The 26073-nt window shown below is 50.3% G+C and carries 21 protein-coding genes and 5 pseudogenes; 12 read left to right on the top strand and 14 right to left on the bottom strand.

Annotated features, from left to right (window positions below):
- The first annotated feature begins 314 nt into the window (after positions 1 to 314).
- Complete coding sequence (locus ACD630_RS14380; protein WP_430359456.1) at positions 315 to 1355, top strand: IS481 family transposase; 1041 nt, start codon at positions 315 to 317, stop codon at positions 1353 to 1355.
- Positions 1356 to 1420: 65 nt separating this feature from the next.
- Here the strand turns inward: ACD630_RS14380 and ACD630_RS14375 are convergent, their stop codons facing one another.
- The 3 genes and pseudogenes from ACD630_RS14375 to ACD630_RS14365 all read right to left on the bottom strand — a co-directional run bounded on the left by ACD630_RS14375 (position 1421) and on the right by ACD630_RS14365 (position 3985).
- Positions 1421 to 2236: a hypothetical protein gene (locus ACD630_RS14375; RefSeq protein ID WP_430359455.1), complete on the bottom strand. Its 816-nt coding sequence runs from the start codon at positions 2234 to 2236 to the stop codon at positions 1421 to 1423.
- A 115-nt stretch (positions 2237 to 2351) separates the two neighbouring features.
- Positions 2352 to 3494: pseudogene (locus ACD630_RS14370) on the bottom strand (IS256 family transposase); the annotation flags it as partial.
- Positions 3404 to 3985 (bottom strand): IS630 transposase-related protein, encoded by a 582-nt coding sequence (locus tag ACD630_RS14365; protein WP_430359454.1) that lies wholly within the window; start codon positions 3983 to 3985, stop codon positions 3404 to 3406. The pseudogene ACD630_RS14370 and the gene ACD630_RS14365, both read right to left, overlap by 91 nt.
- A gap of 103 nt (positions 3986 to 4088) precedes the next feature.
- Between ACD630_RS14365 and ACD630_RS14360 the strand changes: the two are divergent.
- A pseudogene (locus tag ACD630_RS14360) lies at positions 4089 to 4796 on the top strand (DMT family transporter); the annotation flags it as partial.
- A 360-nt stretch (positions 4797 to 5156) separates the two neighbouring features.
- Complete coding sequence (locus tag ACD630_RS14355; protein WP_430359453.1) at positions 5157 to 6347, top strand: flagella biosynthesis regulator Flk; 1191 nt, start codon at positions 5157 to 5159, stop codon at positions 6345 to 6347.
- 183 nt (positions 6348 to 6530) lie between these two features.
- On the opposite strand, the gene fabB is transcribed toward ACD630_RS14355, so the two are convergent.
- The gene (gene fabB, locus ACD630_RS14350) at positions 6531 to 7745 is read right to left on the bottom strand and encodes a beta-ketoacyl-ACP synthase I (RefSeq protein WP_430359452.1); all 1215 of its coding nucleotides are present in this window, start codon (positions 7743 to 7745) and stop codon (positions 6531 to 6533) included.
- Between the two features lie 162 nt (positions 7746 to 7907).
- Between fabB and mnmC the strand changes: the two are divergent.
- A pseudogene (mnmC, locus tag ACD630_RS14345) lies at positions 7908 to 9926 on the top strand (bifunctional tRNA (5-methylaminomethyl-2-thiouridine)(34)-methyltransferase MnmD/FAD-dependent 5-carboxymethylaminomethyl-2-thiouridine(34) oxidoreductase MnmC).
- A gap of 10 nt (positions 9927 to 9936) precedes the next feature.
- Here mnmC and ACD630_RS14340 read toward each other — a convergent pair.
- Both ACD630_RS14340 and ACD630_RS14335 read right to left on the bottom strand, forming a co-directional pair.
- Positions 9937 to 10404 (bottom strand): fimbria/pilus periplasmic chaperone, encoded by a 468-nt coding sequence (locus tag ACD630_RS14340; RefSeq protein ID WP_430359451.1) that lies wholly within the window; start codon positions 10402 to 10404, stop codon positions 9937 to 9939.
- Entirely contained in the window at positions 10391 to 10591 is a 201-nt protein-coding gene (locus ACD630_RS14335; protein ID WP_430359450.1) for a fimbria/pilus periplasmic chaperone, read from the bottom strand. Before ACD630_RS14335 ends, ACD630_RS14340 begins: the two co-directional genes overlap by 14 nt.
- A gap of 4 nt (positions 10592 to 10595) precedes the next feature.
- Between ACD630_RS14335 and ACD630_RS14330 the strand changes: the two genes are divergently transcribed.
- The gene (locus ACD630_RS14330) at positions 10596 to 10787 is read left to right on the top strand and encodes a hypothetical protein (protein WP_430359449.1); all 192 of its coding nucleotides are present in this window, start codon (positions 10596 to 10598) and stop codon (positions 10785 to 10787) included.
- A 19-nt stretch (positions 10788 to 10806) separates the two neighbouring features.
- Here the strand turns inward: ACD630_RS14330 and ACD630_RS14325 are convergent.
- Positions 10807 to 11589: pseudogene (locus ACD630_RS14325) on the bottom strand (transposase); the annotation flags it as partial.
- Between the two features lie 36 nt (positions 11590 to 11625).
- Here ACD630_RS14325 and ACD630_RS14320 point away from each other — a divergent pair.
- The 5 genes from ACD630_RS14320 to uspE all read left to right on the top strand — a co-directional run bounded on the left by ACD630_RS14320 (position 11626) and on the right by uspE (position 15695).
- Positions 11626 to 11991 (top strand): IS630 transposase-related protein, encoded by a 366-nt coding sequence (locus ACD630_RS14320; RefSeq protein ID WP_430359448.1) that lies wholly within the window; start codon positions 11626 to 11628, stop codon positions 11989 to 11991.
- Complete coding sequence (locus ACD630_RS14315) at positions 11915 to 12607, top strand: IS630 family transposase (protein ID WP_430360052.1); 693 nt, start codon at positions 11915 to 11917, stop codon at positions 12605 to 12607. The genes ACD630_RS14320 and ACD630_RS14315 overlap by 77 nt, the downstream gene beginning before the upstream one ends.
- Positions 12608 to 12650: 43 nt before the next feature.
- Entirely contained in the window at positions 12651 to 13676 is a 1026-nt protein-coding gene (locus ACD630_RS14310; RefSeq protein ID WP_430359447.1) for an IS630 family transposase, read from the top strand.
- Positions 13677 to 13862: 186 nt separating this feature from the next.
- Positions 13863 to 14615, top strand: coding sequence for an FNR family transcription factor (locus ACD630_RS14305; protein WP_430359446.1), 753 nt, complete (start codon positions 13863 to 13865; stop codon positions 14613 to 14615).
- A 120-nt stretch (positions 14616 to 14735) separates the two neighbouring features.
- Positions 14736 to 15695: a universal stress protein UspE gene (gene uspE / locus ACD630_RS14300; RefSeq protein ID WP_430359445.1), complete on the top strand. Its 960-nt coding sequence runs from the start codon at positions 14736 to 14738 to the stop codon at positions 15693 to 15695.
- A gap of 191 nt (positions 15696 to 15886) precedes the next feature.
- Here the strand turns inward: uspE and ACD630_RS14295 are convergent, their stop codons facing one another.
- From ACD630_RS14295 to ACD630_RS14275, 5 genes are all read right to left on the bottom strand, one after another.
- On the bottom strand, positions 15887 to 16708 hold the full coding sequence (locus ACD630_RS14295) for an IS630 family transposase (protein ID WP_430359444.1): 822 nt from the start codon (positions 16706 to 16708) through the stop codon (positions 15887 to 15889).
- Positions 16709 to 17413 (bottom strand): group II intron reverse transcriptase/maturase, encoded by a 705-nt coding sequence (gene ltrA / locus ACD630_RS14290; protein ID WP_430359443.1) that lies wholly within the window; start codon positions 17411 to 17413, stop codon positions 16709 to 16711.
- Between the two features lie 597 nt (positions 17414 to 18010).
- A complete protein-coding gene (pntB, locus tag ACD630_RS14285) occupies positions 18011 to 19399 on the bottom strand; it encodes a Re/Si-specific NAD(P)(+) transhydrogenase subunit beta (protein ID WP_430359442.1) in 1389 nt (462 codons plus the stop codon).
- Positions 19400 to 19409: 10 nt separating this feature from the next.
- The gene (pntA, locus tag ACD630_RS14280) at positions 19410 to 20939 is read right to left on the bottom strand and encodes a Re/Si-specific NAD(P)(+) transhydrogenase subunit alpha (protein ID WP_430359441.1); all 1530 of its coding nucleotides are present in this window, start codon (positions 20937 to 20939) and stop codon (positions 19410 to 19412) included.
- A 131-nt stretch (positions 20940 to 21070) separates the two neighbouring features.
- Positions 21071 to 22096, bottom strand: coding sequence for an IS630 family transposase (locus ACD630_RS14275; RefSeq protein ID WP_430359440.1), 1026 nt, complete (start codon positions 22094 to 22096; stop codon positions 21071 to 21073).
- 315 nt (positions 22097 to 22411) lie between these two features.
- On the opposite strand from ACD630_RS14275, the pseudogene ACD630_RS14270 reads away from it, so the two are divergent.
- A pseudogene (locus ACD630_RS14270) lies at positions 22412 to 22906 on the top strand (transposase); the annotation flags it as partial.
- Positions 22907 to 23225: 319 nt separating this feature from the next.
- Positions 23226 to 24176, top strand: coding sequence for a DUF1471 family protein YdgH (ydgH, locus tag ACD630_RS14265; protein ID WP_430359439.1), 951 nt, complete (start codon positions 23226 to 23228; stop codon positions 24174 to 24176).
- A gap of 192 nt (positions 24177 to 24368) precedes the next feature.
- Here the strand turns inward: ydgH and kdsA are convergent, their stop codons facing one another.
- Positions 24369 to 25223 (bottom strand): 3-deoxy-8-phosphooctulonate synthase, encoded by an 855-nt coding sequence (gene kdsA, locus ACD630_RS14260; RefSeq protein WP_430359438.1) that lies wholly within the window; start codon positions 25221 to 25223, stop codon positions 24369 to 24371.
- A gap of 39 nt (positions 25224 to 25262) precedes the next feature.
- Positions 25263 to 26072: an invasion regulator SirB1 gene (sirB1, locus tag ACD630_RS14255; RefSeq protein WP_430359437.1), complete on the bottom strand. Its 810-nt coding sequence runs from the start codon at positions 26070 to 26072 to the stop codon at positions 25263 to 25265.
- Position 26073: the final 1 nt, after the last annotated feature.

Below are 26073 nucleotides of genomic sequence, written 5' to 3'. Positions count from 1 at the left end.
TAAATAATGTAATCAAAATTAAGTCGTTTAGCTATAACCTGCGTAGCAGGGCACCAGCACTGCGCTGAAGCCATTTTTCTACATCATGACCGGCACCTTTCAGCAGCTTAAAAAAGGATTCAATACCCCAGCGACAGTAATACCAGCGAGCGACTTCCGCGCTGGTGATCTCGTTGCTAACGTTTGTAAACAGCGTCCAGCGTCCGATAAATTGTATTAGTCGCGACTAGATCTGATACTGGACCTTGAAAGGTTGAGAGTTACCGGTTTTGATATGGGTGTCTAATCCTTAAACAAAACACGAGGTGACTCTCATGCTTCATACTAACAATCCCATTATCAAACACAAAGCCGGCCTGCTCAATCTCGCCGAAGAACTCGGTAACGTATCAAAAGCCTGCAAGAGCATGGGCGTGTCACGCGATACATTTTACCGTTATCAGAAACTGGCTGCTGAAGGCGGCATTGATGCGTTGGTTAACCAGAACCGCCGGGTTCCGAACCTGAAGAAGCGCGCCGACGAAGCCACTGAACGCGCGGTTGTTGATTATGCTATTGAGTTCCCGCCCCATGGGCAGCACCGGACCTGTAATGAGCTGCGTAAAAAAGGCGTATTTATCTCCGGCAGCGGCGTGCGCTCCATCTGGCAACGACACGACCTGGAGAACTTCCGTAAACGCCTGAAGGCACTTGAGGAAAAGGTCGCCAGAGAAGGCATTGTCCTTACCGACGCTCAAATCGCAGCCCTGGAGAAGAAGGCGCACGATGATGAGGCCTGTGGTGAAATCGAGACGGCACATCCCGGGTATCTGGGCTCGCAGGACACCTTCTACGTGGGCAATCTGAAGGGGGTGGGCCGTATCTACCAGCAGACGTTCGTGGATACGTACTCGAAAGTGGCGCACTGCAAGCTGTATACGAATAAAACACCGCTCACCGCCGCCGACCTGCTCAATGATCGCGTACTCCCGTTCTACGAGGCTCAGGGACTGCCGGTGCTGAGAATACTGACCGACAGGGGTACGGAGTACTGTGGTAAAGTGGAGCAGCATGATTATCAGCTTTATCTGGCTATCAACGATATCGAGCATACGAAAACGAAGGCGATGTCTCCGCAGACGAACGGCATCTGCGAGCGCTTCCATAAAACCATTTTGCAGGATTTTTATCAGGTTACGTTCGGCAAGAAGTTATATGGAGACCTGGAAAGCCTGCAGGTAGATCTGAACAACTGGTTGTGGCATTACAATACTGAGCGAACTCATCAGGGAAAAATGTGCTGCGGGCGTACGCCGATGGTCACTTTACTCGATGGAAAACGGATCTGGGCAGAAAAGAATCTGAACCAGATGTAATCTGACAGACACCTGTATAAATAATCGGTAACTGTCAGATCAGGTCTGAGCTAGTACAGATAAATTTACCGTGAGTATCGGTAAGGCGAACCACAACTAATCTGAGTGTCAGAGCTACGCCTGGCTGAACTTTCACTCGCCGTCCGGTGTTCTTGTCTTTCCGCTTCTGCTTTTGCTGTTCGCGTTATGATCACGGATGTTTCCCCGATCTCCATATTGGCTTTTTTCCCTTTCCAGCCAACCTGTCCGTTTGAGATAAATGGCAGATCGTCTGCAATTTCACCAATTTTACGGGTGTCACCGCCCCACTCGGCCCGATGCCCTTCCTTTCCCCGGATAAGCCAACATATTCCCTGGGAGCTTAATGTGCGCATATGCCCGATAGAGTCACCTTCACGGTCAATGAGATGAACTAACTTCTTCCCGGTATCAAGAGACTCAACGCGGGCGATATCAGCCGTCAAAGCATCCATATGAGTCAGACTCTCAGACAAGCCCTCGGTTAGCGTTGAACGACAACCCGCCCTATCGGTTAGAGTTTGAGACAGGGGCGCTATTGGTAAACCATTTGCAGCATCAAGCAGTAGTCTGGTTTGTAGTTCATAACCGACGTCGCCACCATGCGTCATTTTCAAACGTTCTTCTTTCCCATTGTGGGTACGAAACTGTAAATGAGACCAGTCGTGAACGACGGGAGCGTATGGATGCGGGCTAAGTGCAACCTGCCGGAGAGCCAGCGAAATAATCGGTTCATTGAGCTGACTGAAGCTAATACGTTCATTATTAAACAAACGCCAAACGGCCTGAGTAGTGGCGAATGTTGTTTTCTGCGCGCAGGCAAGGTCTTTAACGGCTGACGCCAATGGTGCTGCGGGAGTCATGTGTTGCTTAACCAGACACTGATAACAAGGCGGGCATCAATCCCGCCGATGGATAAGTTGAGATCATGCAGCAACGTAATAGCAGATATTGCAAAAGATGTGTAGATACCTATGCCTGTAAGGGCATCGTCCATTTCTGTGATGCCGCCTGGATTGCCAGCCATACGACCTTCTTCACCGAGTCATCAGTCGGGAACACCTTGCGTTTCTTGATTGCATGCCGGAGCACGCTGTTCAGTGATTCTATAGCGTTCGTCGTGTAGATTACCTTGCGAAGTTCCTGCGGGTACGAGAAGAATGTCGACAGGTTGGCCCAGTTTGACTGCCAGCTCCGGCTTATCTGCGGATAGCGGTGATCCCATGTCCCACCGAACGTCTCCAGCGCCTGAAGCGCGGCCTCTTCGGTTGGAGCCTGATACACTGCTTTGAGGTCGCGTGTTACCGCCTTATAGTCCTTCCAGGCAACGAAGCGCAGGCTGTTGCGCACCATGTGCACGATGCACAACTGGATGCGGGCTTCCGGGTAGACCGTGTTGATGGCATCCGGGAACCCTTTCAGGCCGTCCACACAGGCAATGAGGATGTCGGTCAGGCCACGGTTTTTCAGTTCTGTCAGCACGTTCAGCCAGAACTTTGCGCCTTCATTTTCGGCCAGCCACATCCCCAGTAGCTCTTTCTGGCCTTCGATATTGATACCCAGTGCCAGGAACACAGACTTATTGATAACGCGGCTGTCCTGCCGGACTTTCAGAACGATACAGTCAAGGTAAACAATGGAATAAACCGCATCCAGGGGGCGATTTTGCCATTCAACAACCTGCTCCATAACGGCATCGGTGACCTTCGATACCAGGGTGGGTGAGACATCCGCGTCATACAGTTCTTTGAACGCAGCGGCAATTTCGCGGGTGGTCATCCCTTTGGCATACAACGATAAAATCTGGTTATCCATCCCGGTGAGCCGGGTCTGGTTCTTCTTCACCAGTTGCGGTTCAAAGGAAGCATCACGATCGCGTGGTGTACGCAGTTCCAGCGGACCATCGCCGGTGGTAACACTCTTTGTGGAGTGGCCATTGCGCGTGTTAGTTCCAGATTTGGACTGGTGCTTCTCATGCCCGAGGTGATGGGTCATTTCAGCATTAAGGGCAGCTTCAACGTAGATCTTTTTCAGCAGGCGATCAAACTGGTTGAGAGCGTCAGGGGTTTTGAGATTTTTGGCCAGCTCGTTAGCCAGAGCCTGTAACTGTTTTTCGTCCATAAAGTAACCTGCTTTTGATGTTGGATTGAACATATCAAAATCAGGCAATTACACAATCTCGTGTACAGGCTCGTATCGTGTGGAAAACCACTTTCATCAATAAAAACAATAGGTTTACCTTCTTTTTCATACTGTTGTATTTTTTGTTGAAATGCTTGCCGGGCGCTTTCGTCGGCTTTCGGATGACGTAGCGTTTTTTTATAGGTCAATCCCAGCTTTTTCAGAGCTTGCCAAATGGCCTTCTGACAAACGCCAAAACGCTCTGCACGTTCTTTTTGGTAAGCATCTGGATATGGTTCAACATCTTTTATCAACTCGGATTTATCGCTCTTTCGCTGACGCGTGGTCGATGCTTTTGACGCTATTTGATTAATCCAACGCGATACAGAGGCAGGGCCAATCCGAAATTGCTTCGCTGTTTCTCGGATACTCAACCCTTCTTCTTCCCGTGTAAATATCACTTTACGTTTAAAATCAATTGAATAGCTCATTTAAATAATGTAATCAAAATTAAGTCGTTTAGCTATATTTTCACTATATAGAACGAACCTGCCTGTCGTAAACTGACTCACCACGTTAATGAGAATTGTTATCATGCAACTGTTATTCCCCCTTATCGCCGCCTTGTTTTGGTCATTTAACGTGATCGTTAATAAACTTTCCGTTGGTGTCATCGATCCAGTAGCGATGTCATTCTACCGCTGGCTATTGGCTCTGCTGGTACTGACGCCCTTTATGTTGCCTCAGTTGCGACGACACACGGGCAGCATCAGTGCGCTGATGATGGGCATTCTGGTTTCGTTGATCCCCTTGCTCACGGTATTGATCAGCATTTCGTTGCTCGGCGTGGTACCCACCTTGAGCTTACTGTACGGCAGTCTGCTCTCCTTTTTCGGCATCAGTTGGCTTATCAACGGTGGACATCCAACTCTGATTCTGGCGCAGGGCATCGGGCGCGGCGAGGTAATGATGTTTATTGCTGCGTTAGCCTACGCCTTGTACGGCGTGTTAACCAAACGCTGGTCCATTGCTCTGCCCACCTAGGTGTCGCTCTACGTGCAGATTGCCTTTGGTGTCGTGCTGTTGCTGCCGAACGTATTGTTGGCACAAAGCATTGCCCTGAACGCGCAAAACCTGCCGCTGGTACTGTTCGCCGGTATTTTCGCCTCGATCCTTGCTCCGTGGATGTGGATCGTCGTGGTGATGCGCATCGGGGCCAATAACGCCAGTATTTTCATTAATCTGACACCGGTGTTTAGCGCACTGATCGCTGTGACGTTGCTGCATGAGCTGCACAGCTATAGCCAAGCGACATTATTTTGATAACAATTAGCTGTATTTTTTTGCCACATATCAGGGCATTGGCTGTAATTATTTTTAAGTCGGTTGGCTATACCATATCGTAGGCGGGATTCTGGTATTACTCGGGGTTGTCATGGCGCAGCATATGCGTACTCCGCACGCTCAGCGCAATGCAGTTTGCGCACCGGATAGCGATACGTCTCGCAGCCAAATCCATGAAGTGGAAGCAAACCGCAAATAAGAAGGTATTTTCCCCTATGATCTGACTATTCTCGCACCAGACACCTTGCTATGATTTCCGTTGCCTATTCAGGGCTCCCGGGGAATGCAGGGTGCCTTTCACGCAGTGAGGAGTCCATCATGCAGCCAGTCAGCAGTCCGGGAACCCCGACGTCGGCCATTGCCTCTTCCTCATCCAATACGGCGGCGGCGAACTCCCCGCTCAGCTTTACCCAGCGCGCCACGCTGGATACGCTGGTGGTCAAGCTACAGGCGCTGACGTCGCTGAGTAACAATGCCATCTGGACCACACTACGTCAGGATATTGGTCTGGCTCCAAACCAGACATTGCTCGGACAGCATTTTACCGCCTCCGAGCAGTCATTGCAGAACCAGCTGGTGCAGGCTCAAACACAGCAAAGCAGCGCCCGCCATCCGTTATTGCAACGCCTGACCGATCTGCTGCCGCAAGAAAACAACAGCCAGCGCGTCACTCAATTTTTACGTCAGGAATTTGCTCATACCGAACTCAAGGCGCTGACGCAACCTCAGTTACAACGGGTGCTGACCATGTTGCAAACACCGCCCGATGCAGCACCGCTAAATGCCGCGCCAGGCAGAGCACCCGCGCTTGCCACAACGCTGGTGCAAAATGCGCTCACCAATGCCGCGACCACGGCCCTGCTACAACGTCCGTTATCCAGCGTCGAGCAGAACAGCCTGAATCAGATGGTGGTGCAATTGTCCGCGTTGCTGGGCGAACCGACGGAAAAAATCTGGACGTCATTGACGGCAATGCAACACCAACCGCCGGGCACGCCGATCCCCGCTCGTCATTTGCCGCTCCTGATGCAATATTTGCAAACGCAAACTGACCTGCATCATCTGCTGACCACTGGCAATGGGCGCAGCGATGCACCCGCGACTTTGGCAACAACGTCGACCACAGGCAATGCGGCGCAACCCCCAATGACCGCAACTCAGTCCACCTTGTACACGCTGTTTCAACCCGCGTTGGAAGCCAATGAGCGACAGCTGTTGCTAGACTACAGTCAAAACCGTTTCAATGCCGGGGTACAAACACCGCTTACCCAACCGCAACTCAACGAACTGGTGACCTTTTTGTTCGCTCACCGCATGCAGTGCGCTTCCGACGGGGAACTGACGATACAGAGCCTGTTCCCGCATCCGCAGCCGATTGCCAACCCGCTGGTTGCCGCCTTACCGCCTGCCCTCCAGGCCGTGTTCAACCAGGCCGTGTTCAACAAACAGCTGTTTTGGCCCATTGTCAGCGTTTGCGTGGTGATATTTTTGCTGTGGGTACTGTTTTAACCGACAAAAAAACCGGGGCACACAGCCCCGGTTCAGCAAAACAGACTATACCCGTCATACTTCAAGCTGCACGTGCGTTGGCTACATTCGTTCACCCGAATCACTTACCTGAGTAAGCTCATCGGGATTCACTCACTTGCCGCCTTCCTGCAACTCGAATTATTTAGGGTATATAGATATAGATTACGCTAAGTTACGCATCACCAACGTCGCATTGGTGCCGCCGAAGCCAAAACCGTTGGACATTACCGTGGTCAGTTTACGCTCAGTCAGTTGTGTCACGATCTTCATGTCCTGCGCCAACTCATCCAGCGTATCAACGTTAATGCTCGGCGCGATAAAACCGTGCTCCAGCATCAGTAGAGAGTAGATCGCTTCCTGTACGCCCGCAGCGCCGAGGGAGTGCCCGGTCATTGCCTTGGTTGCCGAGATGGGCGGCACCGCGTCGCCAAACACCTGACGAATCGCCCACAACTCTTTCACGTCACCCACCGGCGTAGAAGTACCATGGGTGTTGATATAATCGATAGGGGTATCCACATCCTGCATCGCAAGCTTCATGCAGCGCACGGCACCTTCACCGGACGGCGCAACCATGTCGGCACCGTCAGAGGTTGCAGCGTATCCCACCACTTCGGCGTAAATATGTGCACCACGCGCCAGCGCATGTTCCAGTTCTTCCACGACCACCATACCGCCGCCACCGGCGATAACAAAACCGTCACGATCGGCATCATAGGTACGGGACGCTTTTTCCGGCGTGTCGTTATATTTGGTAGACAACGCGCCCATGGCATCAAATTCACAGGCCAGTTCCCAGCATAGCTCTTCACCGCCACCAGCAAATACGATGTCCTGTTTACCCAGTTGGATCTGCTCTACCGCATTACCAATACAGTGCGCAGAGGTGGCGCAGGCAGAACTGATGGAGTAGTTCACGCCCTGAATTTTAAAGGGCGTTGCAAGGCAGGCTGACACCGCAGAACCCATCGCTTTGGTCACCACATACGGGCCAACCGCTTTCAGGCCCCGTGGGCTGCGCATGGCATCCGCGCCAAACACTTGAGAACGCGCGGAACCGCCGGAACCGGCAATCAAACCGACGCGCGTGTTGTTTTGGTAAACCTCAGGTGCCAGCTTGGCATCGTCAATGGCTTGTTCCATCGACAAAAAAGCATAGACAGAGGCATCGCTCATGAAACGCACGACCTTACGTTCAATGAGGCCGGCAGTGTCCAGCTTCACATTGCCCCAGACGTGACTACGCATACCGGAATCTTTCAGCTCTTGTGAAAACGTAATACCCGAGCGACCTTCCCGCAACGATGCCAGGACTTCCTGCTGGTTATTACCAATGCTTGAGACGATCCCCAGGCCAGTAATCACTGCACGTTTCATTCAATACCTCTTTCCGCATAAATGTATTTTGGGATTTCGTCACGCACTTTAGCGTACAGATGTAAGCTGAACAAGTCCGATCACCCAACCTTTTACAAAATTTGCGCACTCGACACTGGCTGAGTAAAATCACGCTATCGCTTTAAAAATGAGTCAATTATCGTGAAAGAGCATGCTATTCAGCACGGTACGCTCTCCTAGAACGAACAAGGTACACCTGTTTCGCAACAGTTTGATGACGTTTACTTCTCAAATCAGGATGGATTGGAAGAGACCCGCTACGTTTTCTTGCAAGGCAATCACTTTCCGGTGCGCTTTGTTGAGCACTCACGCCCGCTGTGCATCATTGCAGAAACCGGATTTGGCACTGGCCTGAACTTTTTGACGCTGTGGGAAGCGTTTGTCCACTTTCGCGCACAGCATCCGCAGGCCACGCTGCGGCGCCTGCACTTTATCAGCTTTGAAAAATTCCCGTTGCGCGTGACCGATCTGGAACAGGCGCACGCCCACTGGCCGACACTCGGACCTTACGCCGAAGCGCTGCGGCAGGCATGGCCGTCGGCGCTGCCGGGCTGTCATCGCCTGATTCTGGCTGACGGTGCCATCACTCTCGACCTGTGGTTTGGCGATATCAACGACTTGCTGCCAACGCTGGACGATTCCCTGACGCATCAGGTTGACGCCTGGTTTCTCGATGGTTTTTCCCCGTCCAAAAACCCGGACATGTGGACAGATAATCTATTTCACGCCATGGCACGCCTGTGCCGGGCGCAGGGTACCTTTGCGACATTCACTGCCGCAGGGTTTGTGCGTCGAGGGCTACAGCAAGCCTGCTTTGATGTGGAAAAGATCAAGGGCTACGGACAAAAACGCGAAATGCTGCGCGGCGTATTACCGAACGCCATCCTGGCCCCGGCGGCAACCCCATGGTATTCACGCCCGGCCGCGAGCGCGATAGAGGATATCGCTATTATTGGCGGTGGTATTGCCAGCGTACTGACAGCACGGGCGCTGCTGCGACGCGGCGCACACGTGACACTCTATTGTGAAGATGAGGCACCAGCGTTAGGCGCATCCGGTAACCGTCAGGGAGCCCTTTACCCGTTACTCAACGACAAACACGATGCGCTTTCCCGCTTTTTCGCCACCGCTTTTGGTTTTGCCCGTCGCCAGTACGATTCACTGCTGCAAGCCGGTATCGCCTATGAACATGACTGGTGCGGTGTGAATCAGATTGCCTACGATGAAAAAAGCGCGCGCAAAATCACGCAAATCTTGCACGGCAACTGGCCAATAGAGGTAGTTACACCGCTCAGCGCTGATGAGATGGATGCAACGGTAGGATTAGCGATAGGTTTTTCAGGTGTGAGCTATTCCGAGGGTGGTTGGCTGTGCCCGGCAGAGCTCACCACCCATGCGCTGAAACACGCACAATCGCTCGGGTTGGTCGTGCATTTTGCTACTCGCGTCTCTGCGCTGGAAAAAAATGCATCCTGCTGGCAACTGAGGTTGGCAAACGGGCAGCAAAAAACCCATCCTGTGGTGATCCTGGCGAATGGACACCAGCTCAGCGACTGGTCGCAAACTCAGCATCTCCCCAGCTATGCGGTGCGCGGTCAGGTAAGTCATATCCCGACTACGCCGGTGCTACAAAGCTTGCAACGCGTCCTTTGTTACGATGGCTATCTGACTCCCGTCAGCCCTCGTCACCAGCAGCACTGTATCGGTGCCAGCTACCAGCGAGGCGTGATTGCCACCACGTTTAGCGCAGATGAGCAGCAGGAAAACCACCAGCGCCTCGCGGCCTGCTTGCCCGATGCAACGTGGGTGAATGACATTGACGTCAGCGGCAACGCAGCACGTCAGGGCGTGCGCTGTGCTACGCGCGATCACCTGCCGCTGCTCGGTGCCGCGCCGGATCACGCACTGACGCTACATCAATACGCGTCACTTGACGTACAGCAGCACACGCCAGAACGTGTGGCCGTGACACCGGTTCATAAGGATCTGTTCATTATCGGTGCGCTAGGATCGCGCGGATTGTGCTCTGCCCCGTTGGCTGCCGAAATTCTGGCAGGGCAACTGTACGGAGAACCGTTGCCGCTCGATGCACCAACGCTCGCCACGTTGAACCCGAATCGTTTTTGGGTGAGAAAGCTGCTGAAAGGCCGCGCGGTGTAATCAGCCACGCTCAAGGAGAGAGTGTCGCGGAATAACGCCAGTGGGTACCGGTATCGTTGATGAGCTGATAGCTGAGCGTCTGTCCGACGATCGAACGATTTATCGGCAGGTTTACGCTGGACGCCGGAGCCACCATCATGCTGCCCAGACGCTGTTCAGCATAGCTGATGTCGGTCAGCGTCATATGCCAAGGGGTGGGATTGTCGACCTGCAACCGTTGCCCGTCCCACGCTTGCAGCAAACGAAAACGCAGTTGTTCGCCATTAGACTCGTTGGGGTCGCCCAGCCCGGCTGGCCGAATAAACACCTTCAGGCGCAAGCGCAGCAGCAACACCACGCTTTGCGTGTGGTGCGTCATCTCTGCGGTGTTCGGTGGAATTTGATAGACGTTAAGCCACAGCAGCGATTCCTTGTCTTTGGCAAACCCCTGACGCGAGGTGAGCAACAAACGCAAAGAACGCTCCTCACTCGGCTTCATACTGAATACCGGCGGTACGGCGATCAACGGCGTTGTAGCACGCTCGGGTGGGAGCAGCGGAGCCCGCATCACTCCAGACCTGTACCAGCGTGGGCTGTTTTTCTGAATTGGACAGCATGAGCGATGTGGACATCTCGCCGTTGTGCAGAATCACGCGAGTGCCTTCAACATTATAGAAAACCAACATTATTTTGACAACAGCCAGCTATGCTTTTTTGCCGCATATCAGGGCATTGGCTGTAATCATTTTTAAGTCTGTTGGCTATACCACAGCGAATGCAGGCTCCGCCCCCATCAAGCAAAGCACGCACAGCATCCCGCTGATGACTTTCTGCACGCTACTGGAAACTGACCATGATCTGCAATTGCGCATGAGTTATTAGCAAATCTGGTGTATGGCGATCAGGCTACGTTCCGCTCTGATGCTTCGTGAATCTGTTCTCCATCCTTAAATTGGACGTTGCTTACAACTAGGGTCAGCAGGTCAAATCCTCTTAGTCGGTTCCAGCTTTTCTGAGCTGACTGGAGCAGCTTAAATATAGCCAACCGACTTAAAAATGATTACAGCCAATGCCATGATATGTGGCAAAAAAATACAGCTAATTGTTATCAAAATAATGTCGCTTGGCTATAACGGCATCGCGGCTCTCTGCTAGCCAAACCTCCCGCAGCTCAGCCTTAACTTTCGGTTACATGGCTTTGGGGAGTGAAGCCAACACATTAGCGGTTTTGTGCACTCAACAGCGTTGGTGCTGCATGTCCGGGAATATCTTTGCCATTGCATTCCAAAAACCAAGGGCACCGTCTCCCATAGCCAGCTTGGGAGATACGGTTAGGCCACGTGCTCGCAGGCCATTAAGAAGTTCGGCCCAGTTTGCTTCTGACTCTCGATAACCATCTTCGACCACAACCAGCTCCTTACGTCCATGCTCAGTGACGCCGATAATGACCAGCAGGCAAAGGCGATCATCTTGCCTGACATGGCTGTATAGCCAAGCGACATTATTTTGATAACAATTAGCTGTATTTTTTTGCCACATATCATGGCATTGGCTGTAATCATTTTTAAGTCGGTTGGCTATATATGCCATCGGCCCAGAAATAAATGTAGCGCGTATCGCTTAAATCACGCAGGCACCATTGCCTGTGCTCTTCAAGCCATTGCTGTTTCAGTCTGCTGATGGTATAGCTAAACGACTTAATTTTGATTACATTATTTAAATGAGCTATTCAATTGATTTTAGACGTAAAGTGATATCTACACGGGAAGAAGAAGGGTTGAGTATCCGAGAAACAGCGAAGCAATTTCGGATTGGCCCTGCCTCTGTATCGCGTTGGATTAATCAAATAGCGTCAAAAGCATCGACCACGCCTCAGCGAAAGAGCGATAAATCCGAGTTGATAAAAGATGTTGAACCATATCCAGATGCTTACCAAAAAGAACGTGCAGAGCGTTTTGGCGTTTGTCAGAAGGCCATTTGGCAAGCTCTTAAAAAGCTGGAATTGACCTATAAAAAAAACTCTACGTCATCCGAAAGCCGACGGAAGCGCCCGGGAAGCATTTCAACAAAAAATACAACAGTATGAAAAAGAAGGTAAGCCTATTGTTTTTATTGATGAAAGTGGTTTTCCACACGATACCCCACGGACTCACGGCTATTCCCCAAAAGGTCAACGGTGTTTTGGCCTGAAGAACGGGGGAGCCAAGGGAAGAACAAATGTTATCGGCGCGTTATTAGGCACAACGCTGTTTGCTATCGGATTATTTGATATCAATATTAACAGCGATGTTTTCTATTCCTGGGTCACAAAAGTCCTTATCCCAGTACTCCCTAAAAACAGGGTAATCGTGATGGACAATGCAACTTTTCACAAAAAACATAATATTCAACAAGTCATCATCAATGCAGGGTATATGGTGGAGTATTTGCCTACATATTCGCCAGATCTTAACCCCATTGAGCATAAATGGGCACAAGCAAAAAGCAAAAAAAAGAGAGAGTGGTTGCGATACAGAGATTTTGTTCTCGGTCCATATGATGTAATCAAAATTAAGTCGTTTAGCTATATGTCCCCTATTTATTCGTTTGATATAGCCAAGCGACTTAAAAATGATTACAGCCAATACCATGATATGTGGCAAAAAAATACAGCTAATTGTTATCAAAATAATGTCGCTTGGCTATATACCCGTGATCATTGAAGATGCTTGATTTTACGTGGTAAGAAGATCATGCTCACCCACTATGAAGATATTTATTACCGACAAGCAAAAAGCCGAACTCGAACACCTTCATGACACCAGTCGTGATAAGCGTGTTTGTGATCGCATCAAAGCCGTCCTGCTGGCCTCCGAAGGCTGGAGCTCTGCGATGATTGCGCAAGCTCTGCGTCTGCACGAAACGACGGTAAACCAACATATCAACGATTACGTCAACACTCGCAAACTTAAACCTGAAAACGGTGGGTCTGCAAGTCGGCTTTGTGCTGAAAAGACTGCGCTCTTAATCAGCTATTTATCTCAACATCTCTTCCATCATACCCACGACATCGTGGCTTATGTCGAACATCGCTGGGCTATCCGATTCGGTATTCCCGGCATGAACAAGTGGTTGCACCGTCATGGTTTCTCCTACAAAAAACCGGCGGGCGTCCCCCATAAATTCAGTGAAAAAAATCAGAAGCATTTCATTGAATATTATGAGAATTTAAAGAAAACAGCCGGCAATGAGCCGATTCTGTTTATCGATGCGGTTCATCCGACACAAGCCACAAAGCTCAGTTATGGATGGATACGAAAAGGGCATAAAAAGTCAGTTAAAACAACGGGAAGTCGAATCCGTCTGAATATACTGGGTGCGCTGAATCTGAGCGATATCGGCGGTACGGTTATTCACGATTACAAAACAATTAATGACTACAACATTGCTCGTTTTTTCATTGAGATACGCAAACGTTACCCTGATTACCGACAGAGAATCCATGTAATACTGGACGGTGCGGGTTATCACCGAGCCCAATTGATTAAGGATTGGGCCTTTGTCGTGAACATAGAGCTTCACTATTTACCGCCTTACAGTCCGAATCTGAACGCGATAGAACGCCTGCGGAAAGTGATGAATGAACATGCACGGAATAATCGCTATTTTGAAAACACCCGCGATTTTCGGGATGCAATATTCAATTTTTTCACCAATACGCTACCAGAAATAGCGGACTCGCTGACGTCCAGAATTCACGATCGTTTTCAGATGCTCAAACCTGCATCTTGAGGTTTATTGGGTATATATAGCCAAGCGACATTATTTTGATAACAATTAGCTGTATTTTTTTTCCACATATCAGGGCATTGGATGTAATCATTTTTAAGTCGTTTGGCTATACGAATGAGGACACTTACCATCACCGATAAAATCTGTTAAAATTGACCAATATCAATTATCGACTGAGCAAAGTCTATGATCCCGGAAAAGCGAATTATTCGGCGCATTCAGTCTGGTGGTTGTGCAATCCATTGTCAGGATTGCAGCATCAGCAAGCTGTGCATTCCTTTTACATTAAATGAACACGAGCTCGATCAGCTCGATAATATCATTGAAAGGAAGAAGCCGATCCAAAAGGGACAAGCACTGTTCATAGCCGGTGATGAACTGAAATCACTCTATGCGATCCGCTCCGGAACCATTAAAAGTTACACTATCACCGAACAGGGTGACGAACAGATTACTGGTTTCCATTTGGCGGGCGATCTGGTCGGTTTCGATGCCATTGGCAACGCCCAGCATCCCAGCTTTGCGCAGGCGTTGGAAACCTCTATGGTGTGTGAAATCCCCTTCGAGACGCTGGATGACCTTTCTGGCAAAATGCAGAATTTGCGCCAGCAGATGATGCGTCTGATGAGCGGCGAAATTCGTAGCGATCAAGACATGATACTGCTGCTGTCGAAGAAGAACGCCGAAGAGCGTCTTGCCGCGTTTATCTACAACCTGTCGCGACGTTTCGCCCAGCGCGGTTTCTCGCCGCGTGAGTTCCGACTGGCCATGACGCGTGGTGATATCGGTAACTACTTAGGGCTTACCGTAGAAACCATCAGCCGTTTGCTTGGCCGCTTCCAGAAAGGCGGTATTCTGGCAGTGAAAGGAAAATATATCACCATCGAGAATATTGACGCCCTGTCAGAACTGGCCGGAACTGCACGCGCCAAAGCCTAACCTATTGCCGGGTCATTGTTTTTATTTTATTGATCCGGCTCTCATCACCAGTTGTTAAAAGCAATTCCCATGAGGTACTCTTAATTACCGGCTGTAAGGTGACAGCTGTTAGGAGGACCTATGGCAACATATCAGAACTTACTGGTAGCTATTGACCCGAATCAGGATGACCAACCCGCGCTGCGACGTGCAGTCTACCTAGTTCAGCGGTTAGGCGGTCGTATCAAGGCGTTCCTGCCGATTTATGATTTCTCTTACGAAATGACCACCTTGCTCTCGCCAGACGAACGCACGGAAATGCGCCAAGGTGTCATTGAACAGCGGAAAGCATGGATTGCAGAACAGTGCGCCTACTACATTGAAGCCGGTATCCCTATCAATATCAAAGTGGTATGGCACAATAAACCCTATGTCGCCATTATTCAGGAAGTGATCGCCCACCAGCACGACCTGGTGTTAAAAATGACCCACCAGCACGACAGGCTGGGGGCCGTGATTTTTACCCCTCTGGATTGGCAATTACTGCGTAAATGCCCATGCCCGATGTGGATGGTGAAAGACCAACCTTGGCCCGAAAATGGCCGTGCGCTGGTCGCTGTCAACCTTGCCAGTGAAGATCCTTATCACGATCCGCTTAACATCAAGCTGGTGTCTGAAACGCTGGCGCTCGCCAAGCAGGTCGATCAAACCGAAGTGCATCTGGTCGGTGCCTATCCGGTTACCCCCATCAATATTGCTATTGAACTGCTGGATTTCGATCCCGGAGTCTATAACGACGCCATTCGTGGCCAACACTTGATTGCCATGAAATCCTTACGCCAGAAATTTTCGTTGGACGAACGCCTTACGCATGTCGAAAAAGGGCTACCGGAAGAAGTTATCCCCGATCTGGCAGAACACTTGCAGGCAGGCGTGGTGGTGCTGGGCTCATTGGGTCGCACCGGGCTGTCGGCGGCTTTTATCGGCAACACCGTTGAACACGTTATTGACCACCTTAGATGTGACCTGTTAGCCATCAAACCCAATGATTTTGTATCCCCTGTTACCCTTGATGGCGAAGGTGAGGATACCAAAGCTTAGTGTCTCAAGGTTATAATCTACTTCTCTGGACGAAATCGACCTGACGGCCGATTTCGTTTTTTTATGCGCTAATAACCGTCGCTTGACACGCTGTGCCGTAATCTCATTTATGTTGTCAAACGGTTTAACGCATTTTCTCGTTTATGCTTGTCTTAGGTTAGAAGAGTTATGGCCAAGCGACTTAATTTTGATCACACCATATGGACTGAGAACAAAATCTCTGTATCGCAACCACTCTCTCTTTTTTTGCTTTTTGCTTGTGCCCATTTATGCTCAATGGGGTTAAGATCTGGCGAATATGTAGGCAAATACTCCACCATATACCCTGCATCGATGATGACTTGTTGAATATTATGTTTTTTGTGAAAAGTTGCATTGTCCATCACGATTACCCTGTTTTTAGGGAGTACTGGGATAAGGACTTGTGTGACCCAGGAATAGAAAACATCGCTGTTAATATTGATATCAAATAATCCGATAGCAAACAGCGTGGTGCCTAATAAAGTGCCGATAACATTTGTTCTTCCCTTGGCTCCCCCGTTCTTCAGGCCAAAACACCGTTGACCTTTTAGGGAATAGCCGTGAGTCCGTGGGGTATCGTGTGGAAAACCACTTTCATCAATAAAAACAATAGGCTTACCTTCTTTTTCATACTGTTGTATTTTTTGTTGAAATGCTTGCAGGGCGCTTCCGTCGGCTTTCGGATGACGTAGTTTTTTTTTATAGGTCAATCCCAGCTTTTTAAGAGCTTGCCAAATGGCCTTCTGACAAACGCCAAAACGCTCTGCACGTTCTTTTTGGTAAGCATCTGGATATGGTTCAACATCTTTTATCAACTCGGATTTATCGATCTTTCGCTGACGCGTGGTCGATGCTTTTGACGCTATTTGATTAATCCAACACGATACAGAGGCAGGGCCAATCCGAAATTGCTTCGCTGTTTCTCGGATACTCAACCCTTCTTCTTCCCGTGTAGATATCACTTTACGTCTAAAATCAATTGAATAGCTCATTTAAATAATGTAATCAAAATTAAGTCGTTTAGCTATATTGCTGTCGTCTGCGTAGCGGACGTGCTTCAGGCCGCGCTTTTCAAGCTCGCGATCCAGTTCATCCAGCAACACATTCGACAACAGGGGCGACAACGGACCACCCTGCGGTGTGCCTTCCATCTGTGGGCTGATCAGCCCTGCCTGCATGATTACAGCATTCAGGAAGGCCCGGATAAACTTTAACACCCGCTTATCCGTTATCCGCTTTGCCACCCGGCTCATCAGTACATCGTGGTTTACCCGGTCAAAGAATTTTTCGAGGTCGATGTCCACCACCCAGTGGTTGCCTTCTTCCACGTATCTCTTTGCTCGCTTCACCGCATGATGCGCTGACCTGCCAACGCGGAACCCATAGCTGCTTTCACTGAAGGTCGGATCCCACTGGCTTTGCAGCACCTGCATCACTGCCTGCTGGATGAACCTGTCCATTACCGTCGGGATTCCCAGTTGTCGGGTTCCTCCCCCGGGTTTCGGTATGTCCACCCTGCGGACGGGCTGAGGTTTGTATCTGCCAGCCAGCAGGTTACTCCGCAGTTCCGGCCACTGGCGTTTCAGATGGTCGGGGAGTTCGCTCACGCTTATTCCGTCCACACCCGGCGCGCCTTTGTTGGCTTTTACTCTTTTCAGCGCCTGCTTCAGATTTTCTTGGTTGAGGATAACCTCCATGAGACTATCCCCGGACGACGGGCTTTCCCGCTCCGGTTATGTCTGGACGGTTTCAGCCCCTGATGGGGCAGGAGTCGGGGCTTCACCCCTTCTGCTCTCATCGGGGTCGCATTGCGTTTTCTGCTGCATGACCGTTCAGAACCTCCGGCGATACTCGCCACTCATCACTGTTCGGGCCTTCAGGTTTCCCCTACGCCCTCTGCTGACTTCTGCATAGCGATCAGCGCACCTCACGATGAGCTCAGTCCTGAATGCAGGACGCTATGCAGACCTCCCGGGGTAAACCCGCCCCCCTTCACCACACACCTGCCTGATTTACTCACTCGACCCTTGATGGTTATGGCCTTCGCGATCATATGCTCGCTCTGCCGATCGGATGAGCCTTGTATCAGGTTTCTGTTCGTCAGGTCATGGCTTTGCTCCACGCTTCCTTCAGACCCCACCTCGCGATGACACCCTTGCACTTCGCTAGTCCTTCGCCACCATCAGGCTGTACAGGAGACTTTCACCCCCAAGCTGTCGGGCATGCCCGGCACACATAAAAAAGGGCAGGATTTCCCCTGCCCTTATTAACTAACACGCCATGTCATAAACCTGCTACAACGCTTTCAGGATCGCTTCTACGCTTTCTTTGGCATCGCCAAACAGCATTTGGGTGTTTTCCTTGAAGAACAGCGGGTTCTGCACCCCGGCATAACCGGTGTTCATAGAACGTTTAAACACAATAACGTTCTGTGCTTTCCACACTTCCAACACGGGCATACCAGCAATCGGACTACTCAGCTCTTCCTGTGCCGCCGGGTTCACCGTATCGTTAGCACCAATGACCAGCACGGTATCGGTATCGGAGAAATCGTCATTGATCTCGTCCATTTCCAGCACTACATCATAAGGCACTTTGGCTTCCGCAAGCAGCACGTTCATATGGCCCGGCAAACGCCCAGCAACCGGGTGGATACCGAAACGCACTTTGATGCCACGTGCACGCAATTTGACCGTGATGTCATGCACCGGATATTGCGCCTGTGCTACCGCCATGCCGTATCCCGGCGTAATGATGACCGAAGTGGAGTTTTTCAGTAGTTCCGCGACGTCTTCTGCCGACGCTTCACGGTATTCACCCACTTCTTCGCTGGCGCCGGTAGAAGAACCATCGGTACCGAATCCGCCGGCAATGACGCTGAAGAATGAACGGTTCATCGCCTTACACATGATGCAAGAGAGAATCGCACCCGAAGAACCGACCAACGCACCGGTAACGATCAGCAGGTCGTTGCTGAGCATAAAGCCCGCCGCCGCCGCCGCCCAACCGGAATAGGAGTTCAGCATCGACACCACCACAGGCATGTCAGCACCACCGATGGATGCCACCAGATGCCAACCGAACACCAGTGCAATGGCGGTCATGAACAGCAGAGCAATGCTCTGTCCTGCCACGCTGCCGGTATTCACAAACCACAACAGCAGCAGGAACGACACGACCAGCGCGGCCAGGTTCATCTTATGGCGACGCGGCAGCATCAGTGGCTTGGATGAAATAATGCCGCGCAGTTTACCGAAGGCCACCACGGAACCGGTAAAGGTTACCGCACCGATAAAGATGCCGAGGAACACTTCCGTCAGATGGATATTGACCATCACCGGATCAGTGATTTCACAGTGATCCAAGAAGCTGTTAAACCCAACCAATACCGCAGCAAGACCAACGAAGCTGTGCAGAATGGCAACCAACTCCGGCATTTTAGTCATTTCGACTTTACGCGCCAAGTAGATACCGACAGCACCACCGATCGCCATCGCAGCAATAATCCAGCCAACGTTTACGGCATTCGGCCCGAAAATGGTGGCAATCAGCGCAATCGCCATCCCGGTAACGCCAAAGATATTCCCCTGACGTGATGTTTCATGTTTTGACAGCCCTGCCAGACTGAAAATAAACAAAATAGCGGCAACAATGTATGCAGCTGTAACCAATCCTCCAGACATGTGTTACCCCTTAGTTTTTACGGAACATTTTCAGCATGCGCTGGGTGACGGTGAAACCACCGAATATATTGATGCTGGAGATCAGTACGGCAATGAAGGAGAAGAACGACACCCATCCACCATGACCGATCTGCAACAGCGCCCCCACCACAATAATGCCCGAAATCGCATTGGTAACGGACATCAGCGGCGTATGCAACGCATGACTGACGTTCCACACCACGTAGTAGCCCACCACACACGACAACGCAAACACGGTGAAATGCGATAAAAATTCTTTCGGAGCCACGTTGGCCAGCCAGCCGAACAACAAAATAGCCAAGGCCATAAACGCGTATTTTTTCCACGGTGAAGGCGGTGTCGCTTCTACTTTTGGCGCAGCAGCGGCCGTCTTGGCCTGTTGCGGTTGAGCAGAAACCTGAATCTGCGGTGCCGGCCAGGTGACATCCCCTTCTTTCACCACGGTAACACCACGGATCACAACGTCATCGAAATCAACGGTGATGGTACCGTTTTTCTCTTTGCACAACAGTTTCAACAAGTTAACCAGGTTAGTGGCATACAGCTGTGAAGATTGTGTCGGTAAACGGCTCGGTAAATCTGTGTAACCGATAATTTTCACACCGTTCTCAGTGACAGTCACCTGATCGGCAACAGTGAGTTCACAGTTGCCACCGGTTTGTGCCGCCAGATCGACAATTACGCTGCCCGGCTTCATGCTCAACACCATCTCTTTGGTGATAAGGCGCGGTGCCGGTTTGCCAGGGATCAAGGCGGTAGTCACAATAATGTCGACGTCTTTCGCCTGCGCGGCGAACAGTTCCATTTCCGCTTTGATAAAGGCTTCGGACATCACTTTGGCATAGCCATCACCGCTGCCCGCTTCTTCTTCAAAATCAAGCTCAAGGAATTCGGCGCCCATACTCTGCACCTGTTCCTTAACCTCCGGGCGGGTGTCGAACGCACGCACAATCGCGCCTAGGCTGCCTGCTGCACCGACAGCGGCCAGCCCGGCAACGCCCGCACCGAGCACCATCACTTTGGCGGGCGGTACTTTACCCGCAGCGGTAATCTGACCGGTGAAGAAGCGGCCAAACTCATGGGCTGCTTCCACAATGGCGCGGTAACCGGCAATATTGGCCATGGAGCTCAAGGCATCCAAGGATTGCGCACGAGAAATACGCGGCACGGAATCCATTGCCATCACGGTGATCTGCCGCTCTGCCAGTTTTTCCAGCAATGCCGGATTCTGAGCAGGCCAAATAAAACTCACCAGCGTGCTGCCTGCATGCAACAACGCCGTTTCATCCTCCAACGGCGCGTTAACTTTGAAAATGATATCGGATTGCCAGACATCCGCCGGTTCCGCAATCGCTGCACCCGCAGCGGCATAAGCGGCATCGTCGAAACTGGCCAATTTGCCCGCGTCACGTTCTACTGAGACCTCGAAGCCGAGTTTCAGCAACTGTTCCACCGTTTTCGGCGTTGCTGCGACACGCGCTTCATTGGCCAACCATTCTTTTGGTATACCAATACGCATACTGATTCCCTATCGCTTATTATACGAAGTTTTTATTGTCACCCCACCTGATAACTCGGTTGCCCGGCAATGCTTGCGCAACGTTCTGTTATCAACAATCACAAGGCAATGACATATATACCCAATAAACCTCAAGATGCAGGTTTGAGCACCTGAAAACAATCGTGAATTCTGGACGTCAGCGAGTCCGCTATTTCTGGTAGCGTATTGGTGAAAAAATTGAATATTGCATCCCGAAAATCGCGGGTGTTTTCAAAATAGCGATTATTCCGTGCATGTTCATTCATCACTTTCCGCAGGCGTTCTATCGCGTTCAGATTCGGACTGTAAGGCGGTAAATAGTGAAGCTCTATGTTCACGACAAAGGCCCAATCCTTAATCAATTGGGCTCGGTGATAACCCGCACCGTCCAGTATTACATGGATTCTCTGTCGGTAATCAGGGTAACGTTTGCGTATCTCAATGAAAAAACGAGCAATGTTGTAGTCATTAATTGTTTTGTAATCGTGAATAACCGTACCGCCGATATCGCTCAGATTCAGCGCACCCAGTATATTCAGACGGATTCGACTTCCCGTTGTTTTAACTGACTTTTTATGCCCTTTTCGTATCCATCCATAACTGAGCTTTGTGGCTTGTGTCGGATGAACCGCATCGATAAACAGAATCGGCTCATTGCCGGCTGTTTTCTTTAAATTCTCATAATATTCAATGAAATGCTTCTGATTTTTTTCACTGAATTTATGGGGGACGCCCGCCGGTTTTTTGTAGGAGAAACCATGACGGTGCAACCACTTGTTCATGCCGGGAATACCGAATCGGATAGCCCAGCGATGTTCGACATAAGCCACGATGTCGTGGGTATGATGGAAGAGATGTTGAGATAAATAGCTGATTAAGAGCGCAGTCTTTTCAGCACAAAGCCGACTTGCAGACCCACCGTTTTCAGGTTTAAGTTTGCGAGTGTTGACGTAATCGTTGATATGTTGGTTTACCGTCGTTTCGTGCAGACGCAGAGCTTGCGCAATCATCGCAGAGCTCCAGCCTTCGAAGGCCAGCAGGACGGCTTTGATGCGATCACAAACACGCTTATCACGACTGGTGTCATGAAGGTGTTCGAGTTCGGCTTTTTGCTTGTCGGTAATAAATATCTTCATAGTGGGTGAGCATGATCTTCTTACCGCGTAAAATCAAGCATCTTCAATGATCACGGGTATAACCTACTGAAAATGTGATCGATGATCCATATATAAAATCACTTTCCTGCAAATGCTTAGCAAATTTCGGCGAATGGCTCGAGTTCAGGAGAAAAGCCGCCGCTATCTACCTTGTTTTTATCATTATCGAGTTATGCTCATTTCTGGTGTACGGGGTTTCGGGGAGGGTGGCGTATCCTGCTGATTGATTTTGTGGATGATTTCAACAGATGATTTCAACAACAGAGAGATGATACCCCATGAAAAAGTCTACCCTACAGGTCTCCGCAGAACCAACGCTGTTGGGTGCACAAAACCGCTAATGTGTTGGCTTCACTCCCCAAAGCCATGCAACCGAAAGTTAAGGCTGAGCTGCGGGAGGTTTGGCTAGCAGAGAGCCGCGATGCCGCTAATGAAGCCTTTGATGTTTTGTTGGCAAGGTTTTCAGCGAAGTATCCTGCAGCGATGAAGAAGCTGGAGAAAGCTCGAGAAGAACTGCTGGCATTCTACGACTTCCCGTCAGAGCACTGGGCGTCAATAAGAACGACAAATCCGATTGAATCGGCTTTTGCGACTGTGAGGCTACGAAGCAGAGGCGCGAAGAACGGTGGTTCGAGAGAAACAACCCTGTCAATGGTATTTAAGCTGCTCCAGTCTGCTCAAAAAAGCTGGAACCGACTAAGAGGATTTGACCTGCTGACCCTGGTTGTAAGCAACGTCCAATTTAAGGATGGAGAACAGATTCACGAAGCATCAGAGCGGAACGTAGCCTATCGCCATACACCAGATTTGATAATAACTCTCATTATCTTCCAAAACGTATTTAGCGGTAATTCACAAAACTCGCTTGTTACAAGGTTGTTATTACTGAAAATCCTTATAAATCTCACTTATCGCACGCAAATTATCATTAATGGGTATTATTCCCTTTTTTGTGCCGCGAATGCTTCACCCCCTGACGATACGCTGCCGCCAGACAAAATGCTGAGGCGAACGCGCTGATTACGTGCCATAATCGGCACCACGTTGTGTCATCAGGTGATGACGTTTTTTGTCGCAACCTTCCATGCGTCAGGCGAAAGGATTTTTTATGAAGCTGAAGACTCGCGTTATCGCGTCTACCCTCCTCTCTCTCTCGGTTTTTTCTGCACACGCGGCACAGGAATTGACACCCGAGCAGGCTGCTGCGGTAAAACCGTTCGATCGAATTTCTTTTAGTGGCCGTTTTGACGCCATTTTTGACGCGGTGGCTGAAGCGTCAAAACGTGCTGACAAAGCCGGAGCTGATGCGTTTTACATTCAGGCGATCAACGAACAAAACCGAGGCAACAGTCAGACGGTTTATGTCGACCTGTACCATAAAGAGGCACCGAAAGCGGATGCTACTCCGGTACAGCGCACCTTTGATGGCATTCGCGAACTGCCACAATATGATGCTTACCATCTTGAGCCGTTTGATACCGTATCGGTCAGCGGGTATTTCTCTACCCAGCCTGACATCAATGCTGCCATCGCCAAAGCCGCTAAAGAGAAGAATGCCGCCTCTTTCTTTATCGTGCGCCAGATCGATATCAACAGCACTGGCACTAACCAGAAGATCACCGCTTATGTCTATAAAGCCGATGCGCCGAAACGTGTGGTGCAGAGCACTGATGTGATCCCCGCTGACTCTGACGCGGGCCGCGCAGCCCTAGCCGCAGGTGCTGAAGCGGCGGCTAAAGTGGAAATCCCCGGCGTTGCCATGTCTGGCAGCCCGAGCCGTAACGTGGGTAATTTCTACGAAACACAGACATCTAAAGGCGGACGCTATACAGTGAATTTGGCCGATGGCAAAAGTATTCAGGAATTAAACAAGGCCACCGCAGCACAGATGACCCCCTTCGACTCCATCACCTTCCGTGGCAACTTCAACGGAACGACAGATGTGTCAGAAGCCGTGGCAAAACGTGCCGCCGACAAGGGTGCCAAGTACTACCACATTACCAAGCAGTGGTTTAACAAAGGCAGCAATATGACCATCAGCGCGGATCTGTATAAATAACCGCGTGTTGTAATTTTTTACTGAAGTGCAGATTCCCATCCCAAAAGTCACTTTACCCCTTGTCATCCCCGGCGAAAGCTGGGGAGCTCTGTGAGAATAAATGCGTTTCTTCTGCACGAAATTCCCGCTTTCGCGGGAATGACTATGGTAGGCGAGAATCGGCTTTTAGAGCGGATAATTAAACGCGAATAATCAGTTGTTGGTATCCAGTTCCGGGAACTGTTTGACCAGATCATCAATCGCTTTAATTTGCTGCAAGAAGGGTTCCAGCTTATTCAGCGGCAATGCAGACGGACCGTCGCATTTCGCGTTGGCCGGATCCGGATGTGCTTCAATAAACAACCCCGCCAAACCAACCGCCATGCCTGCTCGTGCCAGCTCAGTGACCTGACCACGACGACCACCGGAGGCCGCACCGAAAGGATCGCGACATTGCAATGCGTGAGTCACGTCAAAAATCACCGGGCAGCCGCCAGACACCTGCTTCATGACGTTGAAACCCAACATATCCACCACCAGGTTGTCATAACCAAAGTTGCTGCCACGATCGCACAAAATTACCTGCTCGTTGCCACCTTCCTTGAACTTGTCAACGATATTGCCGATTTGTCCTGGACTGATAAACTGCGGTTTTTTCACGTTTATCACCGCGCCGGTTTTTGCCATAGCCTCAACTAGATCGGTTTGACGCGCCAAAAACGCCGGTAGCTGGATCACATCCACCACATCGGCGACGGTCTGCACCTGCTGTGCTTCGTGCACATCCGTTATCACCTTCACACCGAAGGTCTGTTTCAGTTCCTGGAAGATCTTCATTCCCTCTTCCAGACCCGGCCCACGATAAGAGTGAATGGAGGAGCGGTTAGCCTTGTCGAAGGAGGCCTTGAACACGTAGGGAATGCCCAGTTTTTGCGTTACGGTGACGTAATGTTCACAAATACGCATGGCGAGATCGCGCGATTCAAGCACATTCATACCGCCAAACAGGACAAAAGGCGCGTCGTTGGCAACAGGAATATCACCAACCTTGACCACTTTGTTCTTCATGCTGTTACCTTATCGAAGTGATTAACATTAAAAAATGCGTTAGTGCAATACAATATGTTTTTGCTCTATCGAGTGAATTTGCACTTTGATCATTTCACTGACCGGATCTTCAGGGCACTGTTCCACGAAGTAGCTTAAATCAGACACCGCGATATGGTCGCAGTCCAATTGTGCATAGATCAAGCCGCGATCGCGAACTTCATAAGGGTCTTCCGGATCGAATTGCAGCACTGCTTCACTGGCCCGCAGCGCAAGTTCCATCTGCTTCTCTTCCATCAGCGCCACTTTTAACGTATCAAGCAATTTGCGAACAATCAGCACGTTTTCCGCTTCGTCCAGATCTTCATCCATCAGCTGCGTAGACGGGCCAATGTTACCTTTAAGCCACACATCCAGTACATGTTCGCTCAGGGTATCGCCATTGAGCGGATTGATGAGCCACATCTCGTTATCCATCCAGTCCGCGCGCAGGATCAACTGCGTCGGGAAAATCACCGGCATCATGGGAAGATCCAAGGCGTGAGCGATATGCAGGAACACAATTCCCAGCGATACTGGCATTCCCTGACGGGATTCCAGCACATTATCTAACCACAGCGCATCCGATAAACGGTAAACGCCACTGGCACCGCCAAATCCCCAGATGTGGTAAAAAAGCATCAACAACATATCCAGTTGCTGATCCTGATCCAGATCGCGGGGAATGGTTTTACGCGCTTCATCAACCAACTGTTGCAGTTTCTTGCGTACATTCAGGGCGGAGAAGTCACTTCGCACTCTCTGTGAAACTAAAATAACTCCTTCACTTAACGGCGACTGATTGAATTCAAAATCCGCAATAGAACTCATA

The organism is Symbiopectobacterium sp. RP (assembly GCF_050472005.1).
Lineage (GTDB): Bacteria > Pseudomonadota > Gammaproteobacteria > Enterobacterales > Enterobacteriaceae > Symbiopectobacterium.
The sequence above is the reverse complement of the archived record's forward strand: the minus strand, read 5'-3'. Positions and strand labels throughout refer to the sequence as shown.

Bases quoted from the DNA above. Each gene is read 5' to 3' on its own strand.
- ACD630_RS14380 (WP_430359456.1), top strand. From the start codon at position 315: ATGCTTCATACTAACAATCCCATTATCAAACACAAAGCCGGCCTGCTC.
- ACD630_RS14375 (WP_430359455.1), bottom strand. From the start codon at position 2,236: ATGACTCCCGCAGCACCATTGGCGTCAGCCGTTAAAGACCTTGCCTGC.
- ACD630_RS14365 (WP_430359454.1), bottom strand. From the start codon at position 3,985: ATGAGCTATTCAATTGATTTTAAACGTAAAGTGATATTTACACGGGAA.
- ACD630_RS14355 (WP_430359453.1), top strand. From the start codon at position 5,157: ATGCAGCCAGTCAGCAGTCCGGGAACCCCGACGTCGGCCATTGCCTCT.
- fabB (WP_430359452.1), bottom strand. From the start codon at position 7,745: ATGAAACGTGCAGTGATTACTGGCCTGGGGATCGTCTCAAGCATTGGT.
- ACD630_RS14340 (WP_430359451.1), bottom strand. From the start codon at position 10,404: ATGAAGCCGAGTGAGGAGCGTTCTTTGCGTTTGTTGCTCACCTCGCGT.
- ACD630_RS14335 (WP_430359450.1), bottom strand. From the start codon at position 10,591: ATGTTGGTTTTCTATAATGTTGAAGGCACTCGCGTGATTCTGCACAAC.
- ACD630_RS14320 (WP_430359448.1), top strand. From the start codon at position 11,626: ATGAGCTATTCAATTGATTTTAGACGTAAAGTGATATCTACACGGGAA.
- ACD630_RS14310 (WP_430359447.1), top strand. From the start codon at position 12,651: ATGAAGATATTTATTACCGACAAGCAAAAAGCCGAACTCGAACACCTT.
- ACD630_RS14305 (WP_430359446.1), top strand. From the start codon at position 13,863: ATGATCCCGGAAAAGCGAATTATTCGGCGCATTCAGTCTGGTGGTTGT.
- uspE (WP_430359445.1), top strand. From the start codon at position 14,736: ATGGCAACATATCAGAACTTACTGGTAGCTATTGACCCGAATCAGGAT.
- ACD630_RS14295 (WP_430359444.1), bottom strand. From the start codon at position 16,708: ATGAGCTATTCAATTGATTTTAGACGTAAAGTGATATCTACACGGGAA.
- ltrA (WP_430359443.1), bottom strand. From the start codon at position 17,413: ATGGAGGTTATCCTCAACCAAGAAAATCTGAAGCAGGCGCTGAAAAGA.
- pntB (WP_430359442.1), bottom strand. From the start codon at position 19,399: ATGTCTGGAGGATTGGTTACAGCTGCATACATTGTTGCCGCTATTTTG.
- pntA (WP_430359441.1), bottom strand. From the start codon at position 20,939: ATGCGTATTGGTATACCAAAAGAATGGTTGGCCAATGAAGCGCGTGTC.
- ACD630_RS14275 (WP_430359440.1), bottom strand. From the start codon at position 22,096: ATGAAGATATTTATTACCGACAAGCAAAAAGCCGAACTCGAACACCTT.
- ydgH (WP_430359439.1), top strand. From the start codon at position 23,226: ATGAAGCTGAAGACTCGCGTTATCGCGTCTACCCTCCTCTCTCTCTCG.
- kdsA (WP_430359438.1), bottom strand. From the start codon at position 25,223: ATGAAGAACAAAGTGGTCAAGGTTGGTGATATTCCTGTTGCCAACGAC.
- sirB1 (WP_430359437.1), bottom strand. From the start codon at position 26,072: ATGAGTTCTATTGCGGATTTTGAATTCAATCAGTCGCCGTTAAGTGAA.